Here is a 24,622-nt window from a genome sequence, read left to right as displayed (position 1 = left end):
TGGCTGGAACATTTCATGAATAGCAGTAGTTTATATGACGAAGAAGGCTCCATCTGAAAGCAAGATGGGGTCTTTTTGTATTTTTTATAAAAAAGGGTTGCCCGAATGGGAAAGGTGATGTATATTTATAACATATTATTTATAAATATTAACTTTGGCGCACACGAACAATACAAGGGGGCCATCCAATGAAGGAACAGCTTAGACACCATTTGAGTCAAATCGAGTCCAAGCTCTGGGAAATGAGCGACTACTTATATCATCATCCCGAACTTGGCGACCAGGAATACCAGTCTATGAAATTACTCACGGACTTCCTTGCGTCACACGGCTTTTCAGTGGAAAAAGGAATTGTCGGCAGGCCGACCGCTTTTAAAGCAGTTTATGACAGCGGAAAAACAGGGCCGGCAGTTGCCTTTTTATGCGAATATGATGCGCTTCCGGGTGTCGGCCACGGCTGCGGCCACAATATGATCGGAACGATGAGCGCGGGTGCGGGTGTGCTTTTAAGCAAAATGGTTGACGAAACCGGCGGCCGCGTGGTGGTGCTCGGGACACCTGCAGAAGAAACGAACGGTGCGAAAGTTGCGATGGCGGAACAGGGTATTTTCGATGGGATCGATGCCGCGATGATTGTCCACCCGGCCGATGAGTCGTATGAAAGCGGTGAGTCGCTTGCCATGGATGCGATCCAGTTTGACTTTCGTGGGAAATCAGCCCATGCGGCATCGAACCCGGAAGACGGCATTAACGCACTCGACGCAGTGATCCAGCTGTTTAACGGCGTGAATGCACTCCGCCAGCATGTCACCTCCGATGTCCGTATCCACGGCATTATCAAAGAAGGTGGCATTGCCGCAAACATTGTCCCTGATAAGGCGGTGGCCCAGTTTTATGTCCGCGCCAAGGCCCGTGCGGTTTTAAACGAAGTGGTTGAAAAGGTGAAAAGAATCGCACAGGGAGCTGCAATGATGACCGGTGCCACCGTGCAAATCTCCAATTACGAACTAAGTTATGACAATATGATCACAAACGAGACATTGTCGAAAAGGTTCACGGAAAACCTTTTACAAACAAAAGTGAAAAAAGTCAATCCGCCAAAAACCTCATACGGATCCATTGATATGGGCAATGTCAGCCATGTCGTGCCGGCGATCCACCCGTATATCGGCCTAGATGCCCCGGGGCTTGTCGCGCATACAAAAGCATTTGCCGATATGACGGTTACGGACAATGCACATCAGATCTTATCGAGCGGCGCACTGGCTTTGGCTATGACCGGGTTTGACCTTCTCACAAACCAGGAACTTTTGGAAAAAGTAAAAAGCGAGTTTGCGGAAAACGTTAAAAAAATACCGGTAAACAGCTAAAAAATGACATTTATTTTTTAAAATAGGGATCTTTTCAAACATTGCACAACGTGTTAAAATACATTTTGTTGAATAAAGATACTTACCAAGACTGATATATTCATAGGGGGAAACATTGTGAAAAAGATCGTGTTAGGCATCGCAATTGTATTTTCAATGGTGATTGCGGCAGCTTGCGGCCAAACAAACAGCAGCAAAAGTAATACGAAAAAAGAAAAAACGCTCATCATGGGCACTTCAGCCGACTTTGCCCCGTTTGAAACAAGAGACACAGCAGGAAATGTGGTCGGATTTGACGCGGATCTCGCCAAGTATATTGCAAAAGAACTGGGATACAAACTTGAAATTAAAGATATGAAATTTGACGGACTGATCGGGGCGCTGCAATCGCACCGTGTTGACATGGTCCTTTCCGGGATGTCCGCAACGAAAGAACGTGCCAAAAACGTTGACTTCTCCACCCCGTACCATCATTCAGGGGAAATGTTTGTTACGCTAAAAGGTTCCCCCGTCAAGACACTGGATGACTTGAAAGGCAAAACCGTCGGCGTCCAGCTCGGCACCATTCAGGAAGAGGGCGCGGACAAGCTGAAAGGAAAGTACAATTTTACGGTCAAAAAGCTGGACAACTCCACAAACTTAATTGAAGAATTGCTTTCAAAACGGATTCAAGTAGCCTATCTTGATAAATCAGTCGCAGAAGGCTATATCAAGAAGCAAAACCTGGTTGGCTTTGACGACCCGACCTCGAGCTCACCAGGTATGGCCGTTGCTTTGCCAAAAGGCAGCAAATTGACGGCGAAAGTCAACAAAGTGCTGGCAAAAGCGGAAAAGAACGGGAAACTGGACGAGCTGAGAAAGAAATGGAAACTTGACAAACAGTAATGCATGCAGGCGCCTTGCTGAGCAGGGCGCTGTTTTTTCAAAACAAACAAAGTGAGGTGTAAGGCATGAATTTGGATTTCAGCCAAATTGTGCCTTATATTCCTTTTATTTTAAAAGGAATATGGGTAACTTTAAAATTTGTATTTTTTGCGATCCTTTTCGGGTTTGTGCTCGGCACGATTTTTGCCCTTTTTAAAATTTCTCATATTAAAACATTGAAATGGATAGGCGATATTTATACATCAATTTTCCGGGGCACGCCGCTCATTGTGCAGCTGATGCTCATTTATTTTGCCATTCCACAGCTGACCGGTTACGATATCCAGCCGTTTCCGTCCGCTATTCTCGCATTCGGCTTAAACTCTGCGGCATATGTATCGGAGATCATTCGGGCCGGGATCCAGGCGGTGGACAAAGGCCAGACCGAAGCTGCTCAGGCGCTCGGCGTACCGTATTATTTAATGATGAAAGACTTGATTTTACCGCAGGCGATGAAAAATATTTTGCCGGCGTTGATGAATGAATTTGTTTCTCTGACAAAAGAGTCCGCCCTTGTATCGACCATCGGTTATCTCGATTTGATGCGCCGTGCCCAGGTTGTCGGCGCGCAAACGTATCACAATTTTGAACCGCTGCTGTTTGTCGCTGCGATTTACTGGGTGCTTGTCTTTATCCTCACCATGCTTGGCAAACAAGTAGAAAGGAAGATGAAATACAGTGATTAAAGTCGAACATCTCCATAAGCAGTTCGGGCATAATGAAGTTTTAAAAGACATTTCAACAGAGGTCGGAAAAGGGGAAGTCGTCGTTGTCATCGGCCCGTCCGGATCCGGAAAATCGACCTTTTTACGCTGCCTGAATTTCCTGGAGGAGCCGACAAAAGGGCGGATTTGGATTGACGGGGAAGAAATCACCGATAAGAAAACGAATGTGATGAAAGTCCGTTCAGAAATCGGCATGGTGTTCCAGCACTTTCATCTTTTTCCGCATAAAAGGGTCCTGGACAATTTGACTTACGCGCCGATGAAAGTAAAAAAGATGAACCGCCAAACCGCCGAAGAAAAAGCCCGGGAATTGTTGAGAAAAGTCGGCCTGACCGAAAAAGAAGAGGCATATCCGGACAGCCTTTCCGGCGGGCAGAAGCAGCGTGTCGCGATTGCGCGCGCGCTGGCAATGGAACCGAAACTGATGCTGTTTGACGAACCGACATCCGCGCTTGATCCGGAGATGGTCAAAGAAGTGCTGAACGTCATGAAAGATCTTGCCCAAACCGGCATGACAATGGTTATCGTCACACACGAAATGGGCTTTGCCCGCGAAGTGGCTGACCGCGTCCTGTTTCTTGACGGCGGCAAAATTTTGGAAGACAGCACACCGGATGAATTCTTTTCGCGCCCGAAAACAACCCGGGCACAGGATTTTTTGGACAAAGTGTTGTAAAAAAGCAGCTGCACAAGGCAGCTGCTTTTTTACATGGGAATGCCGGCCTGTTAATGAAATCCTTTTGGAAGCCCAAAGAGACATTTTCACCGTTCCCGCTTCCGTCCTCCCGCTACCCCAGACGAAACAGCCGGCCTTTACGTTAAGAAACCGGTGGGAAACTGGGGGCCTATCTCCGCATAGAGCGCGTCTATGTGAAGGAAGCGAGAAAAATTGCAGGTCTTTCTTAACGTAGAGTGCGTCTACGTTAAGGAAGCGAGAAAAACTGTGGTTCTATCTTAACATAGAAGGCGTCTACGTTAAGGAAGCGAGAAAAATCGCAGCTATATCTTAACATAGAAGCCGTCTATGTAAAGGAAGCAAAGCAAATCGGGGTTCTTTCTTAACATAGAGTGCGTCTATGTAAAGGAAGCGAAGGAAATTGCGGCTCTATCTTAACCTAGAAGGCGTCTACGTTAAGGAAGCGAGAAAAATCACAGCTCTTTCTTAACATAGAAGGCGTCCCTGTTAAGAAAGCAAGAAAAATTGCCGGGTATCTTCACATAGAGCACGTCTACGTGAAGATACCCGGCAAAAAACAATGTCTTTCTTCACACGAAGGGTTCTGTAATACATTTTAAAAAGGCAAATCGGAAGCGGGAATAAAGCAAAGCCTCCCGCCGCTCCAGTTAGCCGGCTGTTTTTACCATAACTTCAAGCTCCATTTCCACATTTCCCTGAATGGCCCGGCTGATCATGCATGATTTTTCGGCTTTTTCTGCAAGCTTCCGCGCGAGCCGGACATCGCTTTCGGATGCGTCCGGTTTCAGCACAATTTCTGGTCGGTGGATGATCTTTTTATACGTAAATACGCCGTCGGTTACATCGACGATCCCTTCTGATGCCATTGTCAAACTGTCTTTCTCCAGGCTGCTGCGTTCCATCATCGCCGCCAGCGTAATGATATAACATGTTGCGGCAGCCCCGAGCAACATTTCGTCCGGATTTGTGCCGACACCCGGACCGCCCATCTCCGGAGGAATAGAAATTTTCGTTACCAGGTTTCCGCATGCAATGTTCCCTGTATCATTGCGAAGCCCCGGCCAGTCTGCTTTTAAATGAAAATGATGTTCTGTCATGTGTGACCCCTCCTGTTAAAATTTGCTTTCTGCTGCTGTTTTGTTTTTGCCGGCTGCTGCTCTTCTCCCATGGACGGCATAATAAACGGCAATACACAGGACAACCCAGCCCGAAACCGCAAGATACAGCATCCGGAAATCCATCAAACCGGCAACTGTTCCTAAAAGATAAGGACCGGATCCGCTTGCCAGGTCAAGAAAAATGAAAAACGTCGAAGTTGCTAGTGCTTTCCGGTTTGGTGGCGAAAGCTGAATGGCAATTGCCTGGAAGCTGGACTGTACGGTGCCGTAACCGATCCCGATCAAAGCCCCGGCTGTAAGCAGCATCCATCCGCTGTGCGCCTGGCTGAGCAGGACGAAACCGGCAATTAACAAAATAAACAGCGGGTAAACGACAACATTTGCCCCGCGTTCATCAAACCATCTGCCTGTAAAAGGCCTTGTGATGACGAGCGCTGCTGCATAAACAAGGAAAAAATAAGTGGCGGCGCCGGTTAGTCCAATGTCCTTTGCATACAAAGATAAGAAAGATAGCACACTGGAATAGGCAAGCGTAACGGCAAAAACCGCACCTGAAATCGGCACGGCAGCCGGTTCGAAGTAATCTATTACTTTAAAACGAGCCATTTCCGTAACTTTTGCATGGCCAGCAGCCGGTTTTGGAACGGATAACAAAATGCCAGAAATCAGATCAATGAACGCAATGATGCTTGACACGAGCACGATCATATGAAAATCGGCAAATCGGGTAATCAGAATCCCTAAAAACGGCCCGATAGCCATCGCCAAATTCATACTTGTCGCATAATAGCCAGTACCCTCTCCGCGCCGTTCATTTGGGATGATATCCGCGACAATGGCGCCGGCGGCTGTCGTAATCACGCCGTGCATCGCTCCCTGGATAAAACGCAAGACCATCAAATATAGGAGACTATCAGCTTTAAAATGAAGCAACATCACAGCCAGAAAAACAATTAATCCGCCGACCAGCATCTGCTTGCGGCCGATTTTGTCGAGATATTTCCCGGCAAATAACCGTGCAATGAGTGAAGCCAGCACGAATATTCCTGCTGCAAGCCCTGCCATTCCCTGACTTGCATGGTAGGCGGTTATGACGTACATGGCAATACTGGTCATTAACAAATAAAATACAACGTGCGTAAAAAAATTTGTGGAAGAAATCATAATAAAGTCTTTCGTCCACAATTTCGGTTTATCCAAAGGAAGTACCCCCTCGTTTCTAACGTAAAAAGCAGGTAACTTCATTATAGAACGTTTTAGCAAAAATATTCAATGTGTTTCTATACCAGAAATAAAGGGAGCCGTTCACGTCCCTCCGCATCTTACACCTGACATGATGCACGCTATAGGGTGCCCCGCGCACCACCATGCTGCAAAGAATGCAGCACGCATAAAAGTCTGAAAATCTACCGGCGCAATTTTTCAGCCCAGACGCCTATGCAGCAGAGAACGCAGGATAGCAGTCCTCGTGCATTTTTAACGCAGCGCCATCCGAACAACAGTGCATGTTCAGAACAAGGCATGCAGCCCGCTGCTTCAACATGGCGGGAAACGAAACATACACAATTGTTGCCTTATCTTTTTATTCCGGTGTATATTTAAAAATATAAAAGTTTACAAAGTGAATTGTTAAAAATAGAAAGATTTTCCCAAATTATCTTAAAATAGCATTCTCGTAGGACAAAACCCGATCAGCACGTCTATTCAATCTGCAAACTTCCCGTATTGGATTCAAGATGCATTTTTAACAAACGATATTGAAAACGGATACAGTCGTGTGATTCAAGCAATGGGATCGTTAAAGCTGCCAACTGCTATTATTTCTTTGCGGCAAATCAAAACGAAACGGTGTGCATTGCCGGACAGGTTTTTTCCAGTGACAAAATAGAAAACATTTGTTATTATATGATAATAATCTTTAAATGAATACGAGGATGGAGGCGTCTATATGGATTTTCAATTGTTTCCGGAAGGCGACGGCGCAATCCTGATTGAAGCAGGGAAAGAAATCAACCTTGCAAACCACAGGAAAGTCCGGGCGATCGTTTCATTAATCGAAAATGCGGCGCCTGCGTGGATGATTGAATATATTCCCGCCTACACAACTGTCACCGTTCTGTATGACCCATTCAAAGTTTATGCAAAATTTGGCGAATATCCCTACAGATATGTATCCCGCTATTTCACCCGGCTTCTTGAAAAAGCACAGCCTGCATTCATCCCGGAACCGCGCACAGTCGATATCCCGGTATGCTACGGCGGCGAATTCGGGCCGGATCTCGAAAATGTTGCCCGCATCAACGACCTTACGCCAGAAGAAGTGATCCGGATCCATGCTTCCGGCGACTACACCGTATACATGATCGGATTCGCACCCGGTTTTCCTTATATCGGCGGCATGCCTGAAAAAATTGCAGCGCCCAGGAAAAAAACGCCGCGGCTCAAAATTCCGGAAAGATCGGTTGGAATCGCCGGAAAACAAACCGGGATTTATCCGATCGAAACACCGGGTGGTTGGCAAATCATCGGTCGGACTCCCGTCAAACTGTTCCGGCCGGATCGGGATGGGCCAAGCCTCCTTCAAGCGGGCGACAAAATCCGCTTCCGGCCGGTGAGCCTTGAAGAATACCGGGAACTGGAGAAGATGCCATCATGATTAAAATTATCAAACCGGGCATGCTGACAACGGTGCAGGATCTCGGGCGGTCCGGCTACCAAAAATACGGGGTTGTCCAAAGCGGGGCAATGGATGCTTTTGCCCACAGAGTCGCAAACTTGCTTGCCGGTAATCCGGAAAATGAAGCCACACTGGAAATTACGCTCACAGGGCCGGTGCTGGAGTTTCAGAACGATACATTGATTGCCATTTGCGGCAGCGGGTTCCATGCTGTTTTAGACGGAAAACCGGTCGGGCTATGGCGGCCCATGAAAGTGAAAAGCGGCAGTGAACTCAGACTCAGGCAGGACGGGACCGGTTGCCGCGTCTATTTGGCGGTTTCCGGCGGGATATCCGTTCCGGAAATGCTGAAAAGCAAGTCAACCTACTTGCGTGCGAAGATAGGCGGTTTCAACGGCCGGGCACTCCAGGCGGGCGATGTGCTTGAAACGGGGACCCCCGGGGAAGTGTCCAGGCAGCTGACCGCATCTCTTGAATACCACTCAGCTTGGTCTGTTTCGAAAAACATACTACCGGATTATGGTTCATCTCCAACGATCCGGGTCGTTCCGGGCCGCCACGAGGACTTATTTACCGCAGAAAGTATTGAAACGTTTTTCCGTGAATCATACCGCCTTTCGCAAAATTCCGACCGGATGGGGTACCGCCTCGAAGGTCCGAAACTGACGGTAAAAGCGGCGCAGGAGATGTTATCTGAAAGTGTCAGCTTCGGGACTATTCAGGTGCCGTCCGGCGGGGAGCCGATTGTCCTGTTGGCAGACCGGCAAACGACAGGGGGATATCCGAAAATCGCCCAGGTTGCTTCTGTGGATTTGCCGCTATTAGCCCAGCTGAAGCCGGGGGATGAGCTCCGGTTTAAAAAAATAACGTTGCAGGAAGCACAGTTGCTTTATATAGAAAGAGAAAAACAAATTCGCATGTTGAAGGGAACGATTGCCTACCAGGCGAAAAGGAGGGGCACACATGCCGAGCATTGATCTGAACTGTGATATGGGCGAAAGTTTTGGTGCCTATACCATTGGGAAAGATGAAGAAATACTGGATTTGATCACTTCCGCAAATATTGCGTGCGGTTTTCACGCCGGTGATCCTACTGTGATGCGGAAAACGGTCCGGATGGCGGCTGAAAAAGGGGTTGGGATCGGCGCGCACCCCGGGCTTCCGGATCTGATGGGGTTCGGGCGCCGGAATATACAGATTTCCCCGCAAGAGGCTTATGACATGACCGTCTACCAGATCGGTGCCCTTGCTGCGTTTGCAAAAGCAGAAGGAAGCACCGTCCGGCATGTAAAACCGCACGGCGCACTTTACAATATGGCAGCCAAAGATACGGGACTCGCCGAAGCCATTGCGAAGGCGGTCTATGATGTCAGCCCCGACCTCATTTTATTCGGGCTTGCCGGCTCGGAACTTGTAAAAGCCGGGGAAAAAGCCGGCTTAAAGACGGCGAGCGAAGTTTTTGCCGACCGGACTTATCAACAAGACGGCGCTTTGACACCGCGGCGTGAACCGAATGCCTTGATTGAAGACCGTGAAACGGCGGCAAAACAGGTGATCCGGATGATCAAAGAAGGCGCGGTCACCTCTGTGCAAGGTGAAGATGTGAGTGTCCGTGCTGATACAATCTGTATCCACGGCGACGGCAGACAGGCGCTTCATTTCGCGGCATTTATCCGGCAGTCGCTTGAACAGGAAGGCATCAAGATCGAAAAAATCAGCCATTTGAGCTGATATAAACAGGGTGGCGCCAACTGGAATTCCGGCCGCCACCCCGCTGTAACGGGAGAAGCAGCACAACAGTTTATGCTGTAAAATCGCAGTCTCCCCGTGACCTAGGCTTAATCTCATAACGACTGGCCTATACCTATATATTTGTGAGTCTGCAGGGAGTGAAAATTCGCAACCTCCCCACCTAAAATTCTGTTAAATTGGCAATGGATGGATGAACTAAGCGTTGAAAATGCACAACTTTCCCTCGTAAAACCAGGGCCAACCGGGATAAGCCCACCAACAGAAAACAAGCAGCACAACGGCATATGCCTGATTGGTTTAACAAATAATCGTTGAAATTTACATTCCCCATATAACGCGTGAATTCCCCCGCCTTGAAGATTTATATAAAATGAACTTAAGTTTTTACATCAAGCCCGAGCACCAATTTGCATGATGACTATTTTTTACAAGCAGGTGACAGAGCTGCGAAATGATGTTTATTTTATTTAAAAACAAAAAGTACGGGCGGGGGTTATCTGTATATAGAAAAGGAGTGAACGGGTATGGTATTGATCGGTGTCGCACTGATTATTATTGGATTTGCACTCAGATTTAACCCGCTGGTCGTTGTGACCGTTTCGGGTCTTGTCACCGGATTGATCGCGGGTCTCCCGCTGAAACAACTGATTACGCAATTCGGGGAAGCTTTTACAACAAACCGCTATATGTCCATCTTAATTATTACCTTACCGGTGATCGGCCTTCTGGAAAGAAGCGGATTACAGGAACAGGCGAAACACCTCGTTTCCAAAATCAAAGCAGCAACGGCCGGTAAAATTCTGACATTTTACCTGCTGATCCGCGAAATTGCCGCGGCGCTCGGTCTGAACAGCCTGGGCGGACATCCGCAAACAGTGCGGCCGCTCATCGCACCGATGGCTGAAGGGGCGGCAGAAGCAAAATACGGTGATGTACCGGAAGAAGACAGAGAAGAAATTCGTGCCCAAGCGGCAGCTGCCGACAATATCGGCCTGTTTTTCGGAGAAGATATCTTTGTTGCGGTCGGCGCCATTCTTTTAATGAAAGGATTTTTTGACCAAAACGGCATTAAAGCGGATCCGATTTCGATGGCGCTTTGGGGGTTGCCGACAGCCATATTCGTATTTATCGTCCATTCCATCCGGCTCCGCCTCTTTGACCGGAAACTGGACCGCAAGCTTGGAAAAACCGGAAGCAAGGATGTGAAAAAATGATCATCTCAACTGAGTGGATTTATATCATCATGGGAATCGTTTGCTTTTTCTGCTCTGTCTACACTTTTTTTGATCAAGCAAACAGCAGGCGCATCCCGTCCGGCCTTTTTTACCTGATTTACGCCGTGACGCTCTTGTTTGGAAAAGTGATTCCGCCTTTTTACACCGGGCTGATGGTGCTTGCCATGGTGGCGATTGTGGCATTTGGCGGCCTGCAAAAGGGAAGCTACAATGGGGCAGGTGCGGATGAGCGGGAAAAAAGCCGCAAACGATTGGGAAACCGGCTTTTTCTGCCGGCAATACTCATCCCGGTTTTAACCGTATTGGGCTCAAAATTGCTTGTCAATGTGAAAATCGGCTCGCGTCTTTTGCTGGACCCATCCAATCCGACGCTTGTCGCGCTTGGAGTGGCGTGTATCATTGCCATCCTTACCGCAATGATGCTGACAAAAAGCCGTCCGCAAACCACGTTTAAAGAATCACGGCGTCTTTTGGAAGCAATCGGCTGGGCTGTTGTCCTTCCGCAAATGCTGGCGACACTCGGTACCATTTTTACAAAAGCAGGGGTCGGCACAGTGGTGTCAGGCCTGATTACAAAAGTGATTCCGGAAAATTCGGTTTTCTGGATCGTGTTCGTTTTCTGTGTTGGGATGGCGCTTTTTACGATGATTATGGGCAATGCGTTCGCTGCTTTTCCGGTGATGGCGGCCGGGATTGCGATTCCGTTTTTGATCGAGCGGTTCGGTGCCAATGCGGACCAGATTGCAGCCCTTTCGATGTTCGCCGGTTACTGTGGCACGCTCATGACCCCGATGGCAGCGAATTTTAATATTGTGCCGGCTGCGCTATTGGATTTAAAAGATAAAAACCATGTCATCCGTGTACAAGTGCCAACTGCGCTGCTGACACTTGCGTTTAACATCGTATTGATGTATCTGTTAGTCAAATAGGATGAGATCCATTTAGAGGTATGGGGTAAATCAATACCTATTCGTGAGTAAATGAGAGATCATGGCACTTTAATGAAGGAGGAGAGGAAAATGGAGAAAAAAGTACTCTTAACCGGTTTTGATCCTTTTGGCGGGGATAAAGTAAACCCTGCCCTGGAAGCGGTAAAGCAATTGGACGGAAAAAATATGGAAGGCATTCGCATCGTCACGCAGCAAGTGCCGACCGTATTTCACGAATCGATCCGGACCGCTGCTGAGGCCATTGAACGGGAAAAGCCCGATGTTGTCATTTGTGTGGGACAGGCAGGCGGGCGCACGCAAATCACGCCGGAACGTGTGGCGATTAATATTGATGATGCCCGTATCCCGGACAATCAGCATCATCAGCCCATTGACGTCCCGATTGAAGCGGACGGCCCCGCGGCTTATTGGTCAACGCTGCCGATTAAAACGATCACGAGGCAGCTGCGGGAGGCGGGAATCCCGGCTGCTGTCTCCAACACAGCAGGCACATTTGTCTGTAACCACCTGTTTTACGGCGTCATGCACCATCTGGCAAAAAACAACATATCAGCCCGCGCCGGTTTTATTCACGTGCCTTATATTCCGGAGCAAACAACCGAAACAGGTGCCCCGAGCATGTCACTTGAAATGATCGTCAAAGCGCTTGAAATTGCAGTTTTCGTCTCCGCCACGATTGAAAAAGATCTAGTGGAAACAGGCGGTGCATTGCATTAAGGGATATGAAAAATTGTAGCCGCGCGGATGAAGGACAAAACCGAGTTGGCCGTGGCTGGGGATGTCTTTCATCGAGGTTATGAAGGACAAAAGGCGTTTGGTTGAGTCCGGAAATGTCCTTCAGAGAGTCAATGAAGGACAAAACAGATTTGCTCGCGGCTCGGAATGTCTTTCATCGAGGTAATGAAGGACAAAAGACTGTTGCCTGTATCGTGAAACGTCTTTCACAGGGCCAATGAAGCAAAAAGAAATTCGCCGGTGGCACAAAACCCCTCAAAAAAACCCGTCTGGAAAGTTCATTTCCAGACGGGTTTTTCGCTTTTCTTCCTATTATAATAAAGCGCTGCAGATCAAGTTGATCAGAAATAAAGCCCCTAACAAGATCATCACAGGGTGTAATGTTTTTGCCTTCCCTTCCAGGATTTTCAGAACGGGCCAAGCTACAAAGCCAAAAGAAAGGCCGGTAGAAATACTGGATGTAAAAGGGATCAGCACGATGATCAAAAATGCCGGAAACCAGCTGCTGAAATCATCGAAATGAAGGTCTTTTAACTGCTGCATCATGATGGCGCCGGTAATGACGATAATTGGCGCAATGGCAGCCTGCGGAATATAACCCAAGAGTGGCGTAAAGAAAAGCGATAAGGCAAACAGAATGCCGGCTGTTACCGCCATGATCCCCGTTCTGCCGCCGCTTTCGATTCCGGCCGCGCTTTCTGCAGCGGCAACGGTCGGGCTTGTGCCCAATATCCCCGAAATCAAGCTTGTCGTAGCACTCCCTTCGAAAGTCCTTTTAAAGTTCCTTTTATCGGGGAGGATGCCCTCCAACATGCCCATCGACTCAAAAATGAGGATCATCGACATGGAAAAGACTGCGAGCAAAAACGGGAGAGAAAACAGGTGTGAGAAATCCCCTTTTCCAACAATTGCGCCATAGCTCGTAAAATCGGATAAGGACACATGCGCGGACTGGCTGCCGTGGATGCCAAACAGGATGCCAGCAATCGCCGTCACTGCAATGCCAATCAAAAATCCGCCGTTTACTTTTTTGATAAAAAGCATCAAGTTGACAAAAAGGCCGAACAAGAAAAGAAGGACATTCGGATTGGTGAGAGAGCCGAGCTCGATTAAGGAAGCTTTCCCCGGCTGGATCAGCGCCGCCTTTTCCAGCCCGATTTCAACAAGAAACAACCCGATTCCGACTGTAATGCCGGTTTTTAAGGCAGCCGGGATGGCAGCCGATAACACCGTGCTCAGTTTTGTAAAAGCAACGAGCATGTACAGCACACTGGCCAGCATGGAAATCGCAAGCGCTTGTTGCCATGACAATCCCATATTGACGACAATCGTATACGTAAAAAAGGCATTGACTCCCATTCCGGGCGTTAGGATGATCGGGGCATTGGCCCAAAACCCCATCATCAGGCAGCCTGCTACAGAAGACAGGATGGTGGCAAATACACTTAAATTGACGGGGATCCCGGCATCCGCCAAAATCATCGGATTGACAATGATGATATACGAAATGGCGAAAAAACCGGTCATCCCGGCCGTGATTTCTCTTTTTATAATAGATTTATCAGAAAAGGCCTGCCATAAGGATGGCCGGCCGGAAGACAGCGTACGATCATGATAGAACTGGTGATGAGACATTTTGATTCATTCCCTTTTTATTTGTATGTTCTATTGGCAACCGCCGATTCCTGCCTGTTTAGAACGGGATGTTTGCTACACCTCCAGCCGGCATGAACAGACAGAAACCGTTTTTTCAAACAGCAGAAAGATGAAAAGCCAGCAACAAGTCGGAAAACGAGCGGCTCCTTCGACATCTCTTCACCATCTGTCCAGGTATCAGATAGAGAAGGAGACCTCATCTAAAGAGCCGTACACCCCATCCGCGAACAGGAAGGGTGCACGGAGTTTTTAAAATTTGTTCTTCCGGAACGAAGCCCCCTGGTTTCAGGGAAAATTTTACACATGATCATCCTATCACCATACAAACAAACCGACAAGGCCGGCGCTCAAAAGCGAGACAAGGATACCGGAAAGGATTAAATAGCCTGCATTTTTCGAAATATGGTGTACAGTTGCTTTGTCCGACAAATCTTTAAACGCGCCGATCACCATTCCCAGTGTCGAGAAGTTCGCAAAAGAAATCAGGAACGTGCAAAGGACGGCACGGAAATGCGGTGCGAACGTGTTGACTTTTGGCGCAATTTCACCCATTACAACAAACTCATTGGTAACCAGCTTCGTCCCCATATATTGTGCCATTTGGAAAGCCTGGTCTGCCGGCAGTCCGAGCAAAAAGCTGAATGGGAACAAGATGATGCCCAAAATCGATTCCATTGTCAGCCAAGGTGCGATGAGCATCAGAAGTTTGTCAATCAATGCGGCAAGTGCGACAAATGCGATAACAGAAGCGGCAATGATCAAAATCAATTTGCCCGCTGCCAGAATGGAGTCGCCAAGGAAAGAAAAGAAAGGTTCTTTTTCTTCTTTTTTGACTTCCACTACTTTATCTTCATCCCGATCGATCTTTACAGGGTTTAAGATGTTGACAACAATAATAGCGTTGATGATATTGAGCGGAATGGCAGAGAGCACAAACTGCCCCGGCACCATTTGTGTATAGGCCCCGACAATGGCTGCGGTAATACAGCTCATCGACATCATCGCCAGCGTTAAATTCCGCTCCGGGCTGTTCTTTTTAATTTGCAGGCTGGAAACCGCCAACGCTTCCGTATTGCCCAAAAACATCATTTCAATAGAGAAAAACGACTCGAATTTCGGCTGGCCAGTAATTTTGGACAAAATCCATCCGAGTTTGCCGATGATCCAAGGCAATACATTGAAATAAGTTAAAATGTCAAATAAAGGAACGACGAGCAAAATCGGAAGCAACGCACTGACGAAAAAGTCCATTTGTTTGACATGCACCCAGCTTGAAAAGGCAAACCCGATACCGTCGTAAGCCGTCTGCACAAGCCAGTTAAAACCGTATGCTGCCCCGTGTACCATGGCGCGCCCCACCGGAAAACGGATTAAAAACCAAGCCAGGAAAATATTGAGAACAACCATTAAAGAAATGGATTTCCATTGAATATGCTTTCTATCCTTAGATAATAAATAGGCGACGCCAATAAATACCAAAATGCCAACGATGTTGAGAAGCAAATATCCGAACATGGCATAGACCTTCTTTCCATTAAGATAAACGACACGTTTATGAAGCTTTCAACATGGAGGCGTAAGTGTGTTTGTACACTTCCTTTTATGCTGAAACTTCAAATGTTTTTGGAAAAAGTTCAAACAAAAACATGGTGGCTGTGTTCTGTTTCACAAAGTGAATATAACACCGAATTGAACAATTGTAAACGCAAACATAAAATTATTTTCAAAGATTAAATTTTCAGTTTACAGGAAAGGGGAGAAAAACCAGGGAGGGCAATGGATTCCGGGAAAAAGAAGAGCCGGCCGATAAACCGGCCGGCAACATTTTTTGCTTACTTTACAGCAGCATCTAAAGCAACGCGGATCATGTCATTGAATGTGGTCTGGCGTTCTTCAGCACTTGTCGCTTCCCCTGTTAACAGGTGGTCGCTGACCGTTAAAATTGCCAGTGCTTTTCTGCCATATTTGGCTGCCAGCGTGTAGAGGGCTGCAGTTTCCATTTCAACGGCCAAAATGCCGTATTGTGCCCATTTTTCGTGTTCGGCGTAGTCATCATAGAATAAATCCGCACTGAACACATTGCCGGCTTTCAAATTCAATCCTTTTTCCACGCCGCTTTCATATGCGCTTTTCAGCAAGTCAAAATTTGCCAGCGGTGCGTAATCCATTGCACCGAAAATTTTCCGGTTGATTTGGGAGTCGGTCGATGCCCCCATGGCCAAAATGACATCACGGATTTTGACATCTTTTTGAATGCCGCCGCATGTCCCAACCCGAATCAAATTTTGCACTCCATAATCCTTCATCAGTTCCGTGATATAAATCGAAATCGAAGGAATGCCCATGCCTGTGCCTTGTACCGATACTTTTTTGCCTTTATACGTTCCCGTAAATCCGAACATATTTCTCACTTCGTTATAACATACTGCGTTCTCAAGGAAATTTTCCGCAATATACTTCGCCCTGAGCGGGTCTCCCGGCAACAGGATCGTGTCAGCAATCTCGCCTTGTTTTGCGCCAATATGTGTGCTCATTTTATGATGCTCCTTTACTGAAATTGTCATCCGTACAAAATGACCGGATGCAGCATGTCTGAATTGTACAAAAGGGAGAAAAAAAGGTCAAACCAAGTTGAATACTAGTGCCAATATAACATGCTCGCGAAAGTTTGTAAACGCAGACATGAAAATAATTTCACAAACCCGATTGCCAAATGTAAAGAAGAACGGTTAAAATAAAGGCAGAAAGAGCTGCTGCATGTTTGCATTCCAAGCCGTGCTGCCGCGTTTCACGATTTTCCACAAAAATTTTATACAAAGTGCTCATTTTTGTATCAGGCCGGGGAGGGGAACCTGATGAAGAAAGAAATGGAGAAAAGCAAGTTAAGCATTGAAGTAGCAGAGCTCTATTATCAACTAAACTACAGCCAGCAGCAAATATCTGAACATTTAAAAATATCTCGTCCGACGGTTTCCAGATTGCTACAATACGCGAGAGAAAAGGGATATGTACAAATCAAAATTGCGGACCCTTTCGTGGATTTGCAGCAACTCGAGCAGCAATTGGCTGAAAAATATCACCTGAAAGAAGCCTGTGTCGCGTTTTCACCTGCATCAGATCCGGCAACCATCTTGCATTATGTGAGCATTCGGGCGGCCGAATATGTAAGCGGATTGATCCGAAACGGCATGAGCATCGGCATCAGCTGGGGATCGACCATCTATGAGGTCGCGGCAAAACTTCCGAAAATGCATGTAAAAGGGGCAGAAGTGGTACAGTTAAAAGGCGGGACAAGTTTTTCGCATGTAAACACGTACGCATGGGAAACGTTAATGCTTTTCGGCAATGCCCTGCAGACGCTCCCTGTCTATTTTCCGTTGCCGCTGTTGTTTGAAAAGGCGGAAGCCATGGAGATCGTCATGCAAGATCAATCCATCCAAAAAATTATCGAGAAAGGCAGGGAAGCCCAGGCAGCCATTTTTACGGTCGGTGCTGCAGATGAAGAAGCCTTGCTGTTTAAACTTGGTTATTTTACTGAGGCGGAAAAAGAAAAACTGATGGAAAAAGCTGTCGGGGATGTGTGCTCACGGTTTATAGACCGAAACGGGGAAATATGTGACACAACGATTAACAAGCGGACGGTGAGCATTGAACTTGCGGAGCTGCGCAAAAAGGAATGGTCCATCCTCGTTGCGGGTGGCAGGCGAAAAGTCCTTCCTGCCCACACGGCACTTACAGCCGGCTATGCAAATGTATTGATTACCGATCAACATACCGCCAAACAATTGCTGGGCATGGAACAGGGATAAAATAAGGGTTTCAATTTCCGGTAAAAGAAGAACGCGTGGGAAAAAACGGTTTCCTCCGTTGTGATGGCCAGGCAATATAGCACACCCGTTGAATTCACGGAAAAACAGGAATGCTAATTGGACAAATGTTCCAGACCGGCCAACTTTTTAGCGAAACCAATGTCGAATAGACGCAACGCGCGAAAAAACAGGCATCCCCAATATCACTGTGTCCCAGATATTGACAAAGAAAAAACAGAGGGCTATGATGGGGGCAAAAGGAAGCGATTACAGCAGGTGAAAACTTTTACCTGTTTTTTCGGAGCTTCCTTGCTACCTGCCGGCCAGCCGTTTTTACAGGTAGACCTTTCACTGTGGCTGTCCTTCTGTTTCACAACGGGCTACCTGCGCAGTGACCAGCATGAAAGCAAGTGATTCTTCAAACTATGTTTTGGCATAAAGGAGAGAACAATAATGGCAGAAAAATTTAAAAGAGTATCGATTATTGTACTGGATTCGGTCGGAATAGGAGAAGCGCCCGATGCAAAAAAGTACGACGATGAAGGATGCGACACACTCGGCCACATTGCCGAAAAAATGAACGGGCTTAACATCCCGAATATGGCAGCGATGGGATTGTCCAATATCCGTCCGGAAAAACCGCTCGTTGGGGTACCGGTTCAGGAACATCCGAAAGCTTTCTTCACCAAAATGCAGGAGATTTCTGCAGGGAAAGACAGCATGGATGGCCACTGGGAAATGATGGGCCTTCCTGTCACGAGCCCACTCCGCACGTTTCCAGAAGGTTTTCCGGATGAATTGATAAAAAAAATCGAGGATTTCAGCGGCCGCAAAGTGCTTTGGAACAAACCGGCAAGCGGCACGGAAATCATTAAGCAGTTCGGTGAAAGACAAATGGAAACAGGAGAGCTGATCGTTTACACTTCCGGTGATTCTGTACTTCAGATTGCGGCCCATGAAGAAATCATTCCGCTTGAAGAATTGTACAAAATCTGCACATATGCGCGAGAGTTGACGATTGATGAGCCTTACCGGATCGGGCGCGTCATTGCAAGGCCGTTTGTCGGAACGTCTGCCGATAATTTTACAAGAACGTCCAACCGGAAAGACTTTACGCTGGAACCAACGGAAGAAACCGTGATGGATTTTATCAAAGATAGCGGGCTGGATTCCATCGCCATCGGGAAAATCAACGACATATTCAGCGGTCACGGGATCACAAAAGGATTCCACACCGAAAGCAATATGGACGGCATGGATAAATTAGTGGACGAACTGAAAAAACCGTTCCACGGCCTCTGTTTTACGAACCTTGTCGATTTTGACGCGAAATACGGCCACCGCCGTGATCCGATCCGCTACGGACAAGCGATTGAAGCGTTTGACAAGCGGCTTGATGAAGTGCTGCCGGAACTGTCGGAAGAAGATTTACTGATTATTACGGCTGACCACGGAAACGACCCGGCGTTTAAAGGAACGGACCATACACGGGAATTCGTGCCGCTGCTTGTCTACTCCCCGCGCTTTAAAGAAGGTCGCGCCCTTCCTGTAAGGCAGACGTTTGCCGATCTCGGCGCAACGATCGCAGAGAACTTCGGTGTCCGTGCACCTAAAATCGGGACCAGCTTTTTGAACGAACTACGCTGAAAAGAAAGGTGACGAGCCATGCGGATGATCGACATTATTGAAAAAAAGCGGAACGGCGGAGAACTGGCAACGGAAGAAATCAACTTTTTTGTGAAGGGGTATACAGAAGGCACCATTCCTGATTACCAGGCAAGCGCCCTGGCCATGGCCATCTATTTTAAGGATATGTCAGATCGGGAAATTGCGGATCTGACCATGGCGATGGTCCATTCCGGGGAAACGCTTGATCTGTCTGCCATCCACGGCATCAAAGTAGACAAACATTCAACCGGCGGTGTCGGTGACACAACAACACTTGTCCTCGCCCCTCTTGTAGCCGCACTTGGCGTCCCGGTAGCAAAAATGTCGGGCCGGGGCTTGGGGCATACAGGCGGTACCATTGACAAACTGGAATCCATTCAAGGGTTTCATGTTGAAATTACGACAGACCAGTTTATTGATTTGGTGAACCGGGAAAAAGTTGCCGTTATCGGACAAACCGCCGACCTGGCACCTGCTGATAAAAAGCTGTACGCACTAAGAGATGTCACTGCAACGGTGGACTCCATTCCGCTGATTGCAAGTTCAATCATGAGCAAAAAAATTGCTGCGGGTGCAGATGCCATTGTTTTAGATGTCACAACAGGCGCCGGTGCTTTTATGAAAAAAGAAGAAGATGCCATCCGCCTTGCTGAAACAATGGTCCGGATCGGCAACCATGTCGGCCGCAAAACCATGGCCGTGATTTCCGATATGTCCCAGCCGCTCGGATATGCCATCGGGAATGCCCTCGAGGTAAAAGAAGCCATCGACACGCTAAAAGGAGAGGGCCCTGACGATTTGACGGAACTGGTGCTTGCACTCGGCAGCCAGATGGTGGTGCTTGCCGGAAAAGCGACGACATTGGAAGAAGCAAGGAAAATGCTGAAAGAAGCCATCGCGAATGGCGCCGGTCTTGAAAAGTTTAAAAAATTTGTCGCCAACCAGGGCGGGGATCCTTCTGTGATTGACCATCCGGAAAAACTGCCGCAAGCGAAATATGCGATCGATCTCCCGGCAAAAACTTCCGGGTACGTTTCCAAAATGGTTGCAGACCAGATCGGGGTTGCGGCAATGATGCTGGGGGCAGGACGCGCCACGAAAGAAGATAAAATTGATTTTGCAGTAGGAATCGTTTTGCGGAAAAAAGTCGGGGATCGGGTAGAAGCCGGAGAACCGCTCGCCACGATTTATGCAAACCGGGAAGCAGTCGAAGAAGTAAAAGAAAAAATATACGACAATATCACCATCTCCGATCACGGTGAGGAACCGAAACTGATTCATAAAATCATTACAGAATAATCGATCCTATTGAAAGGGGAAATTTTATGACGAACCTTGCAGCGTATATTGATCATACCTTATTAAAACCAGAAGCAACCGAAAAAGACATTTTAAATTTAACAGCAGAAGCTGCACAATATCATTTTGCATCTGTCTGCATTCATCCTTACTGGGTAAAATTGGCTGCCAAAGAGCTGGCTGGAACAGGCGTGAAAGTCTGCACCGTCATTGGCTTCCCGCTTGGCGCCACAACGTCCGAGACAAAAGCCTTTGAAACGAAAAAAGCAATCGAGGACGGCGCGGATGAAATTGATATGGTCATCAATATCGGTGCATTAAAAAGCGGAGATATAGAAGCCGTTGAGGCGGATATCCGTGCGGTCGTGGAAGCGGCACAAGGAAAATTGGTCAAAGTCATTATCGAGACCTGCTTATTGACAAACGAAGAGAAAGAACTGGCTTGCAGACTGGCTGTCAAGGCAGGCGCCCATTTCGTAAAAACGTCAACCGGATTTTCAACAGGCGGCGCCACGATAGAGGATGTAAAACTGATGCGGCAAACAGTCGGGGACAAAGCCGGTGTCAAGGCTTCAGGCGGAATCCATACAAAAGCAGAAGCGGAAGCCATGATTGAAGCCGGCGCAACAAGAATCGGGGCCAGCTCCGGCGTAAAAATTGTGAGCGAATCGTAATCGGGGATTCGCTCGTTCAAAGAGCTGGATCGGTGCAAATTGTAAGCGAATAAGAAAGGGAGTGCGAGACATGGATGTTGAAAAATGGGTCAAAGATGCCATTGAAATTCGTAAAGCCGCCTATGTTCCTTATTCCCACTTTGAGGTTGGCTCCTGTCTTGTTACAAAAAGCGGGAAGGAATATTTAGGATGCAATATTGAAAATGCATCATACGGATTATCCAACTGTGCGGAAAGAACGGCTATTTTTAAAGCGGTATCTGAAGGGGAAAGGGAATTTCAATACATGGTCATCGCCGGAGATACGGATGAACCCATTGTGCCATGCGGGGCATGCCGCCAAGTGATGAGCGAATTTTGCGAGAAAGATATGCCGGTCCTGCTCGTGAACACAAAAGGCGACAGGCGGCTAACCACCGTCGGAGAACTCCTCCCCGGCGCGTTTTCCAAAGATGATATGTAAGCCGAAAACAGGCAGCAAAATTCTTGCTGCCTGTTTTTGTGCGGCGATATGCGGGACCAGCATGCGCTTATATGCAGCGGATTCCCGCGCCTATTTGGAATGCATAAAGATAATTCGTACGGTTTTACCGTTTAAGATGGCATTTCGAACGATTTCCCCTCGAAAATAATCCCCCGACGTATTCACCGAATCCAATTTTTCCTTGCATTCAGGCACCAGCCTGTATACAATAAGAAACATAACTTCAGTATTTTTCATAACTTCGGTATTTTTCCATAACTTCGCAGCGGAACCCCTTATACAGGGTCACGAACAAGGAGGAGAACGATGTGTCAAAAGTAAAAAGTTCCAACTTAGGTTACCCCAGAATCGGAGAAAAAAGGGAATGGAAAAAGGCGCTCGAGCAATTTTGGGCAAAAACGCTTTCTGAAGAAGCGTTTTTAAAACGGGTAAAGGAATTGCGCTTAAGTTATTTGGAAAAGCAAAAAAATAGCGGTATCGATCTGATTCCAATCGGTGATTTTAGCTTATATGATCACATTCTGGATACTGCTGTTCTTTTCGGCCTGATCCCTGAACGGTTTCACCATACAAACGGCGCTGTCAGCTTAGATACATATTTTAGTATAGCCCGCGGCAATTCTAATGCGGTCGCTTCCGAGATGACAAAATGGTTTAATACCAATTACCATTACATCGTCCCGGAAATAAACGCCGGCACTACCCCTTATATTACTGAAAATCGTTTGCTCAATCTTTATCTTGAAGCGAAGAAAGAGCTGAATATCGATGGAAAGCCGGTTATTGTGGGCCCTGTTACCTTGTTAAAACTATCAAAGGGGTTTGAAAAGAAGGACTTTCCGAATCTTTTGCGCGCCCTTATCCCGCTTTATATTGAAGTCTTTACCGATCTTCAAACAGCGGGAGCGACATGGGTTCAAGTCGATGAACCCATTCTTTCCACAACGCTTGACAAGAAAGAGCTTGGCTACTTCAAAGAAACATACGAAGCTTTTCATCAAGCTGTTCCCAATTTAAATCTTTTACTTCAAACGTACTTTGAATCTGTTGATCATTATCAGGACGTGGCAGCTCTCCCTGTCCAAGGGATTGGTCTTGATTTTGTATATGATGACGGTGCTAATCTTGCATCACTTGAAAAATACGGATTCCCGGAAGATAAAGTACTTGCTGCGGGAGTGGTGGATGGCCGGAATATTTGGCGCACCGATCTTGATGAAGCGTTACAACAAGTAAATGATCTCCTCCATTTTGTGGATCAGGAACGGCTTTGGATTCAGCCATCCTGCAGTTTACAGCATGTTCCCGTCACGGTCCGCCAAGAAAGCGAACTGGAGCCAGTTTTAAAAAATGCGATCAGTTTTGCGGATGAAAAACTGAAAGAAGTCGTGGCACTTGTAAAAGGCGTGAATGAAGGGCGCGATGCCATCCTTGAAGAAATAAAAGAAAGCAACGAAGCGATACAGGCATTAAATCACTCATCGCATCGAAACATTGATTCAATTAAAAAAGAAATTCAATCGCTTGGGGATGACATGCCAAAACGGCCGTTGCCATTTTCTGAGCGGCAAGCGATTCAAGAAAAGAAGTGGAAACTGCCGCTTCTGCCGACGACAACAATTGGCAGTCTGCCGCAAACCAAAGAGATTCGTTCAGCAAGACAAAAATGGCGCAAGGGCGAATGGACGGAAAGCCAATATGAACAATTCATTCAGCAAAATATCGCAAAATGGATTAAAATTCAGGAAGACTTGGACATCGATGTGCTCGTCCATGGTGAATTTGAGCGGAATGACATGGTCGAATATTTTGGTGAAAAACTTCGCGGCTTCGCTTTTACCCGTTTTGCCTGGGTTCAATCGTATGGTTCCAGATGTGTCAAGCCGCCGATTATTTTTGGCGATGTTGATCTGGAGGCTCCAATGACCGTAAAAGAAAGCACCTATGCCCAAAGTCTGACAACACGACCGGTCAAAGGCATGCTCACCGGCCCTGTTACGATTTACAATTGGTCATTCGTTCGAAATGATATCAGTCAATTTGATGTCTTCAAACAGATTGCGCTTGCCTTGAAAAAAGAAATTCATGCCCTTGAGGAAAATGATATTCGGATGATTCAAGTAGATGAACCCGCGATTCGCGAAGGGTTACCATTAAAAGAGGAGAAAAAAGGAAAGTATCTTCATGATGCTGTTTATGCTTTCCGCTTGGCAACCAGCTATGTGGATCATAGCACACAAATTCATACGCATATGTGTTATTCAGAATTTGATGAAATCATTGATGCCATCGATCAATTGGATGCTGATGTGATTTCAATTGAGGCTGCCAGAAGCCATGGGGAAATCATTTCCACCTTTGAAGACCATGAGTATGACAAAGGGATCGGCCTCGGTGTCTATGACATTCACAGCCCCAGAATACCAAGTGTGGAGGAAATCAAGACGAGCATTGAACGTGCGCTTCGAGTGATTGATCCTAAATTATTCTGGATCAATCCTGACTGCGGCCTGAAAACAAGAAAACCGGAAGAAACGATTCCTGCACTTAAAAATCTTGTCCAAGCGACGAAAGAAGTCAGGGAAAAACATTTACAGCTCAAGTAAAAGCTAAAGGATATGGGCCACCATTGGCTCATATCCTTTTTTAAAATAGACATGCTCTATGTTAAGGAACAAGGCCAATTTTTCATGCTTGCTTAACGTAGACGCCCTCTATGTGAAGGAACAAGGCCATTTTTGCGCGCTTCCTTAACGTAGACGCCCTCTATGTGATTAAGTCCGTATAATTGTGTAAAAAGAAGGAGTCATTTTATCAACTCTTGGCAACACTGTTTTCAACAACAATAA

Annotated in this window: 21 protein-coding genes; 16 read left to right on the top strand and 5 right to left on the bottom strand. The window is 47.0% G+C overall.

The window, feature by feature from the left end:
- The first annotated feature begins 188 nt into the window (after window positions 1-188).
- The 4 genes from NFR98_RS10530 (at window position 189) to NFR98_RS10515 (ending at window position 3,695) form a co-directional block, all read left to right on the top strand.
- Window positions 189-1,370 carry a M20 family metallopeptidase gene (locus NFR98_RS10530; RefSeq protein WP_014096961.1) on the top strand — a complete coding sequence of 394 codons (1,182 nt, stop codon included), beginning with the start codon at window positions 189-191 and terminating at the stop codon, window positions 1,368-1,370.
- Window positions 1,371-1,487: 117 nt separating this feature from the next.
- Window positions 1,488-2,255 carry a transporter substrate-binding domain-containing protein gene (locus tag NFR98_RS10525; RefSeq protein WP_014096962.1) on the top strand — a complete coding sequence of 256 codons (768 nt, stop codon included), beginning with the start codon at window positions 1,488-1,490 and terminating at the stop codon, window positions 2,253-2,255.
- Window positions 2,256-2,320: 65 nt separating this feature from the next.
- On the top strand, window positions 2,321-2,980 hold the full coding sequence (locus tag NFR98_RS10520) for an amino acid ABC transporter permease (protein WP_014096963.1): 660 nt from the start codon (window positions 2,321-2,323) through the stop codon (window positions 2,978-2,980).
- Window positions 2,973-3,695 (top strand): amino acid ABC transporter ATP-binding protein, encoded by a 723-nt coding sequence (locus NFR98_RS10515; protein ID WP_014096964.1) that lies wholly within the window; start codon window positions 2,973-2,975, stop codon window positions 3,693-3,695. The genes NFR98_RS10520 and NFR98_RS10515 overlap by 8 nt, the downstream gene beginning before the upstream one ends.
- 668 nt (window positions 3,696-4,363) lie before the next feature.
- Here NFR98_RS10515 and NFR98_RS10510 read toward each other — a convergent pair.
- Together NFR98_RS10510 and NFR98_RS10505 are read right to left on the bottom strand one after the other, a co-directional pair.
- Window positions 4,364-4,813, bottom strand: coding sequence for an OsmC family protein (locus tag NFR98_RS10510; RefSeq protein ID WP_014096965.1), 450 nt, complete (start codon window positions 4,811-4,813; stop codon window positions 4,364-4,366).
- A 15-nt stretch (window positions 4,814-4,828) separates the two neighbouring features.
- Window positions 4,829-6,034: an MFS transporter gene (locus NFR98_RS10505; protein WP_014096966.1), complete on the bottom strand. Its 1,206-nt coding sequence runs from the start codon at window positions 6,032-6,034 to the stop codon at window positions 4,829-4,831.
- 748 nt (window positions 6,035-6,782) lie between these two features.
- Between NFR98_RS10505 and pxpB the strand changes: the two genes are divergently transcribed.
- The 6 genes from pxpB to pcp all read left to right on the top strand — a co-directional run bounded on the left by pxpB (window position 6,783) and on the right by pcp (window position 12,165).
- Window positions 6,783-7,490 carry a 5-oxoprolinase subunit PxpB gene (gene pxpB / locus NFR98_RS10500; protein WP_014096967.1) on the top strand — a complete coding sequence of 236 codons (708 nt, stop codon included), beginning with the start codon at window positions 6,783-6,785 and terminating at the stop codon, window positions 7,488-7,490.
- Window positions 7,487-8,488 carry a 5-oxoprolinase subunit C family protein gene (locus NFR98_RS10495; protein ID WP_061087302.1) on the top strand — a complete coding sequence of 334 codons (1,002 nt, stop codon included), beginning with the start codon at window positions 7,487-7,489 and terminating at the stop codon, window positions 8,486-8,488. Before pxpB ends, NFR98_RS10495 begins: the two co-directional genes overlap by 4 nt.
- Entirely contained in the window at window positions 8,475-9,242 is a 768-nt protein-coding gene (pxpA, locus tag NFR98_RS10490; RefSeq protein WP_026683890.1) for a 5-oxoprolinase subunit PpxA, read from the top strand. The genes NFR98_RS10495 and pxpA overlap by 14 nt, the downstream gene beginning before the upstream one ends.
- A 545-nt stretch (window positions 9,243-9,787) precedes the next feature.
- On the top strand, window positions 9,788-10,477 hold the full coding sequence (locus tag NFR98_RS10485; protein ID WP_026683891.1) for a DUF969 domain-containing protein: 690 nt from the start codon (window positions 9,788-9,790) through the stop codon (window positions 10,475-10,477).
- Window positions 10,474-11,427 carry a DUF979 domain-containing protein gene (locus NFR98_RS10480; RefSeq protein WP_026683892.1) on the top strand — a complete coding sequence of 318 codons (954 nt, stop codon included), beginning with the start codon at window positions 10,474-10,476 and terminating at the stop codon, window positions 11,425-11,427. Before NFR98_RS10485 ends, NFR98_RS10480 begins: the two co-directional genes overlap by 4 nt.
- A 90-nt stretch (window positions 11,428-11,517) precedes the next feature.
- Window positions 11,518-12,165: a pyroglutamyl-peptidase I gene (gene pcp, locus NFR98_RS10475; protein ID WP_026683893.1), complete on the top strand. Its 648-nt coding sequence runs from the start codon at window positions 11,518-11,520 to the stop codon at window positions 12,163-12,165.
- Between the two features lie 330 nt (window positions 12,166-12,495).
- Here pcp and NFR98_RS10470 read toward each other — a convergent pair whose 3' ends face one another.
- The 3 genes from NFR98_RS10470 to deoD form a co-directional block, all read right to left on the bottom strand.
- Window positions 12,496-13,818 carry an NCS2 family permease gene (locus NFR98_RS10470; protein ID WP_017552281.1) on the bottom strand — a complete coding sequence of 441 codons (1,323 nt, stop codon included), beginning with the start codon at window positions 13,816-13,818 and terminating at the stop codon, window positions 12,496-12,498.
- A 336-nt stretch (window positions 13,819-14,154) separates the two neighbouring features.
- Window positions 14,155-15,354, bottom strand: coding sequence for a nucleoside transporter C-terminal domain-containing protein (locus NFR98_RS10465; protein WP_061087301.1), 1,200 nt, complete (start codon window positions 15,352-15,354; stop codon window positions 14,155-14,157).
- A gap of 317 nt (window positions 15,355-15,671) precedes the next feature.
- Complete coding sequence (deoD, locus tag NFR98_RS10460; protein ID WP_017552284.1) at window positions 15,672-16,373, bottom strand: purine-nucleoside phosphorylase; 702 nt, start codon at window positions 16,371-16,373, stop codon at window positions 15,672-15,674.
- Between the two features lie 321 nt (window positions 16,374-16,694).
- On the opposite strand from deoD, the gene deoR reads away from it, so the two are divergent.
- The 6 genes from deoR (at window position 16,695) to metE (ending at window position 24,379) form a co-directional block, all read left to right on the top strand.
- Window positions 16,695-17,648, top strand: a complete 954-nt coding sequence (deoR, locus tag NFR98_RS10455; protein ID WP_017552285.1) for a DNA-binding transcriptional repressor DeoR — start codon at window positions 16,695-16,697, stop codon at window positions 17,646-17,648.
- 453 nt (window positions 17,649-18,101) lie between these two features.
- On the top strand, window positions 18,102-19,295 hold the full coding sequence (locus tag NFR98_RS10450) for a phosphopentomutase (RefSeq protein WP_017552286.1): 1,194 nt from the start codon (window positions 18,102-18,104) through the stop codon (window positions 19,293-19,295).
- Between the two features lie 18 nt (window positions 19,296-19,313).
- Window positions 19,314-20,615, top strand: a complete 1,302-nt coding sequence (locus NFR98_RS10445) for a pyrimidine-nucleoside phosphorylase (protein ID WP_061087300.1) — start codon at window positions 19,314-19,316, stop codon at window positions 20,613-20,615.
- A 26-nt stretch (window positions 20,616-20,641) separates the two neighbouring features.
- Window positions 20,642-21,289, top strand: a complete 648-nt coding sequence (gene deoC / locus NFR98_RS10440; RefSeq protein ID WP_014096979.1) for a deoxyribose-phosphate aldolase — start codon at window positions 20,642-20,644, stop codon at window positions 21,287-21,289.
- Window positions 21,290-21,359: 70 nt separating this feature from the next.
- Entirely contained in the window at window positions 21,360-21,752 is a 393-nt protein-coding gene (locus NFR98_RS10435) for a cytidine deaminase (RefSeq protein ID WP_017552288.1), read from the top strand.
- A gap of 329 nt (window positions 21,753-22,081) precedes the next feature.
- Window positions 22,082-24,379 (top strand): 5-methyltetrahydropteroyltriglutamate--homocysteine S-methyltransferase, encoded by a 2,298-nt coding sequence (gene metE / locus NFR98_RS10430; RefSeq protein WP_251460114.1) that lies wholly within the window; start codon window positions 22,082-22,084, stop codon window positions 24,377-24,379.
- The last annotated feature ends 243 nt before the right edge of the window (window positions 24,380-24,622 follow it).

The sequence above is a fragment of the Weizmannia agrestimuris genome, assembly GCF_943193165.1.
Taxonomy (GTDB): domain Bacteria; phylum Bacillota; class Bacilli; order Bacillales; family Bacillaceae_C; genus Weizmannia; species Weizmannia faecalis.
Note: the sequence above shows the minus strand (reverse complement) of the source record. Positions and strands in the feature narration are given on the sequence as shown.

What these genes read in the sequence shown, in the direction of transcription:
- NFR98_RS10485 (WP_026683891.1), top strand. Translation starts at nt 9,788, where the DNA reads ATGGTATTGATCGGTGTCGCACTGATTATTATTGGATTTGCACTCAGA.
- NFR98_RS10530 (WP_014096961.1), top strand. Translation starts at nt 189, where the DNA reads ATGAAGGAACAGCTTAGACACCATTTGAGTCAAATCGAGTCCAAGCTC.
- deoC (WP_014096979.1), top strand. Translation starts at nt 20,642, where the DNA reads ATGACGAACCTTGCAGCGTATATTGATCATACCTTATTAAAACCAGAA.
- NFR98_RS10470 (WP_017552281.1), bottom strand. Translation starts at nt 13,818, where the DNA reads ATGTCTCATCACCAGTTCTATCATGATCGTACGCTGTCTTCCGGCCGG.
- NFR98_RS10520 (WP_014096963.1), top strand. Translation starts at nt 2,321, where the DNA reads ATGAATTTGGATTTCAGCCAAATTGTGCCTTATATTCCTTTTATTTTA.
- NFR98_RS10450 (WP_017552286.1), top strand. Translation starts at nt 18,102, where the DNA reads ATGGCAGAAAAATTTAAAAGAGTATCGATTATTGTACTGGATTCGGTC.
- pxpA (WP_026683890.1), top strand. Translation starts at nt 8,475, where the DNA reads ATGCCGAGCATTGATCTGAACTGTGATATGGGCGAAAGTTTTGGTGCC.
- deoD (WP_017552284.1), bottom strand. Translation starts at nt 16,373, where the DNA reads ATGAGCACACATATTGGCGCAAAACAAGGCGAGATTGCTGACACGATC.
- NFR98_RS10510 (WP_014096965.1), bottom strand. Translation starts at nt 4,813, where the DNA reads ATGACAGAACATCATTTTCATTTAAAAGCAGACTGGCCGGGGCTTCGC.
- NFR98_RS10465 (WP_061087301.1), bottom strand. Translation starts at nt 15,354, where the DNA reads ATGTTCGGATATTTGCTTCTCAACATCGTTGGCATTTTGGTATTTATT.
- NFR98_RS10480 (WP_026683892.1), top strand. Translation starts at nt 10,474, where the DNA reads ATGATCATCTCAACTGAGTGGATTTATATCATCATGGGAATCGTTTGC.
- NFR98_RS10435 (WP_017552288.1), top strand. Translation starts at nt 21,360, where the DNA reads ATGGATGTTGAAAAATGGGTCAAAGATGCCATTGAAATTCGTAAAGCC.
- NFR98_RS10495 (WP_061087302.1), top strand. Translation starts at nt 7,487, where the DNA reads ATGATTAAAATTATCAAACCGGGCATGCTGACAACGGTGCAGGATCTC.
- pcp (WP_026683893.1), top strand. Translation starts at nt 11,518, where the DNA reads ATGGAGAAAAAAGTACTCTTAACCGGTTTTGATCCTTTTGGCGGGGAT.
- pxpB (WP_014096967.1), top strand. Translation starts at nt 6,783, where the DNA reads ATGGATTTTCAATTGTTTCCGGAAGGCGACGGCGCAATCCTGATTGAA.
- NFR98_RS10445 (WP_061087300.1), top strand. Translation starts at nt 19,314, where the DNA reads ATGCGGATGATCGACATTATTGAAAAAAAGCGGAACGGCGGAGAACTG.
- deoR (WP_017552285.1), top strand. Translation starts at nt 16,695, where the DNA reads ATGAAGAAAGAAATGGAGAAAAGCAAGTTAAGCATTGAAGTAGCAGAG.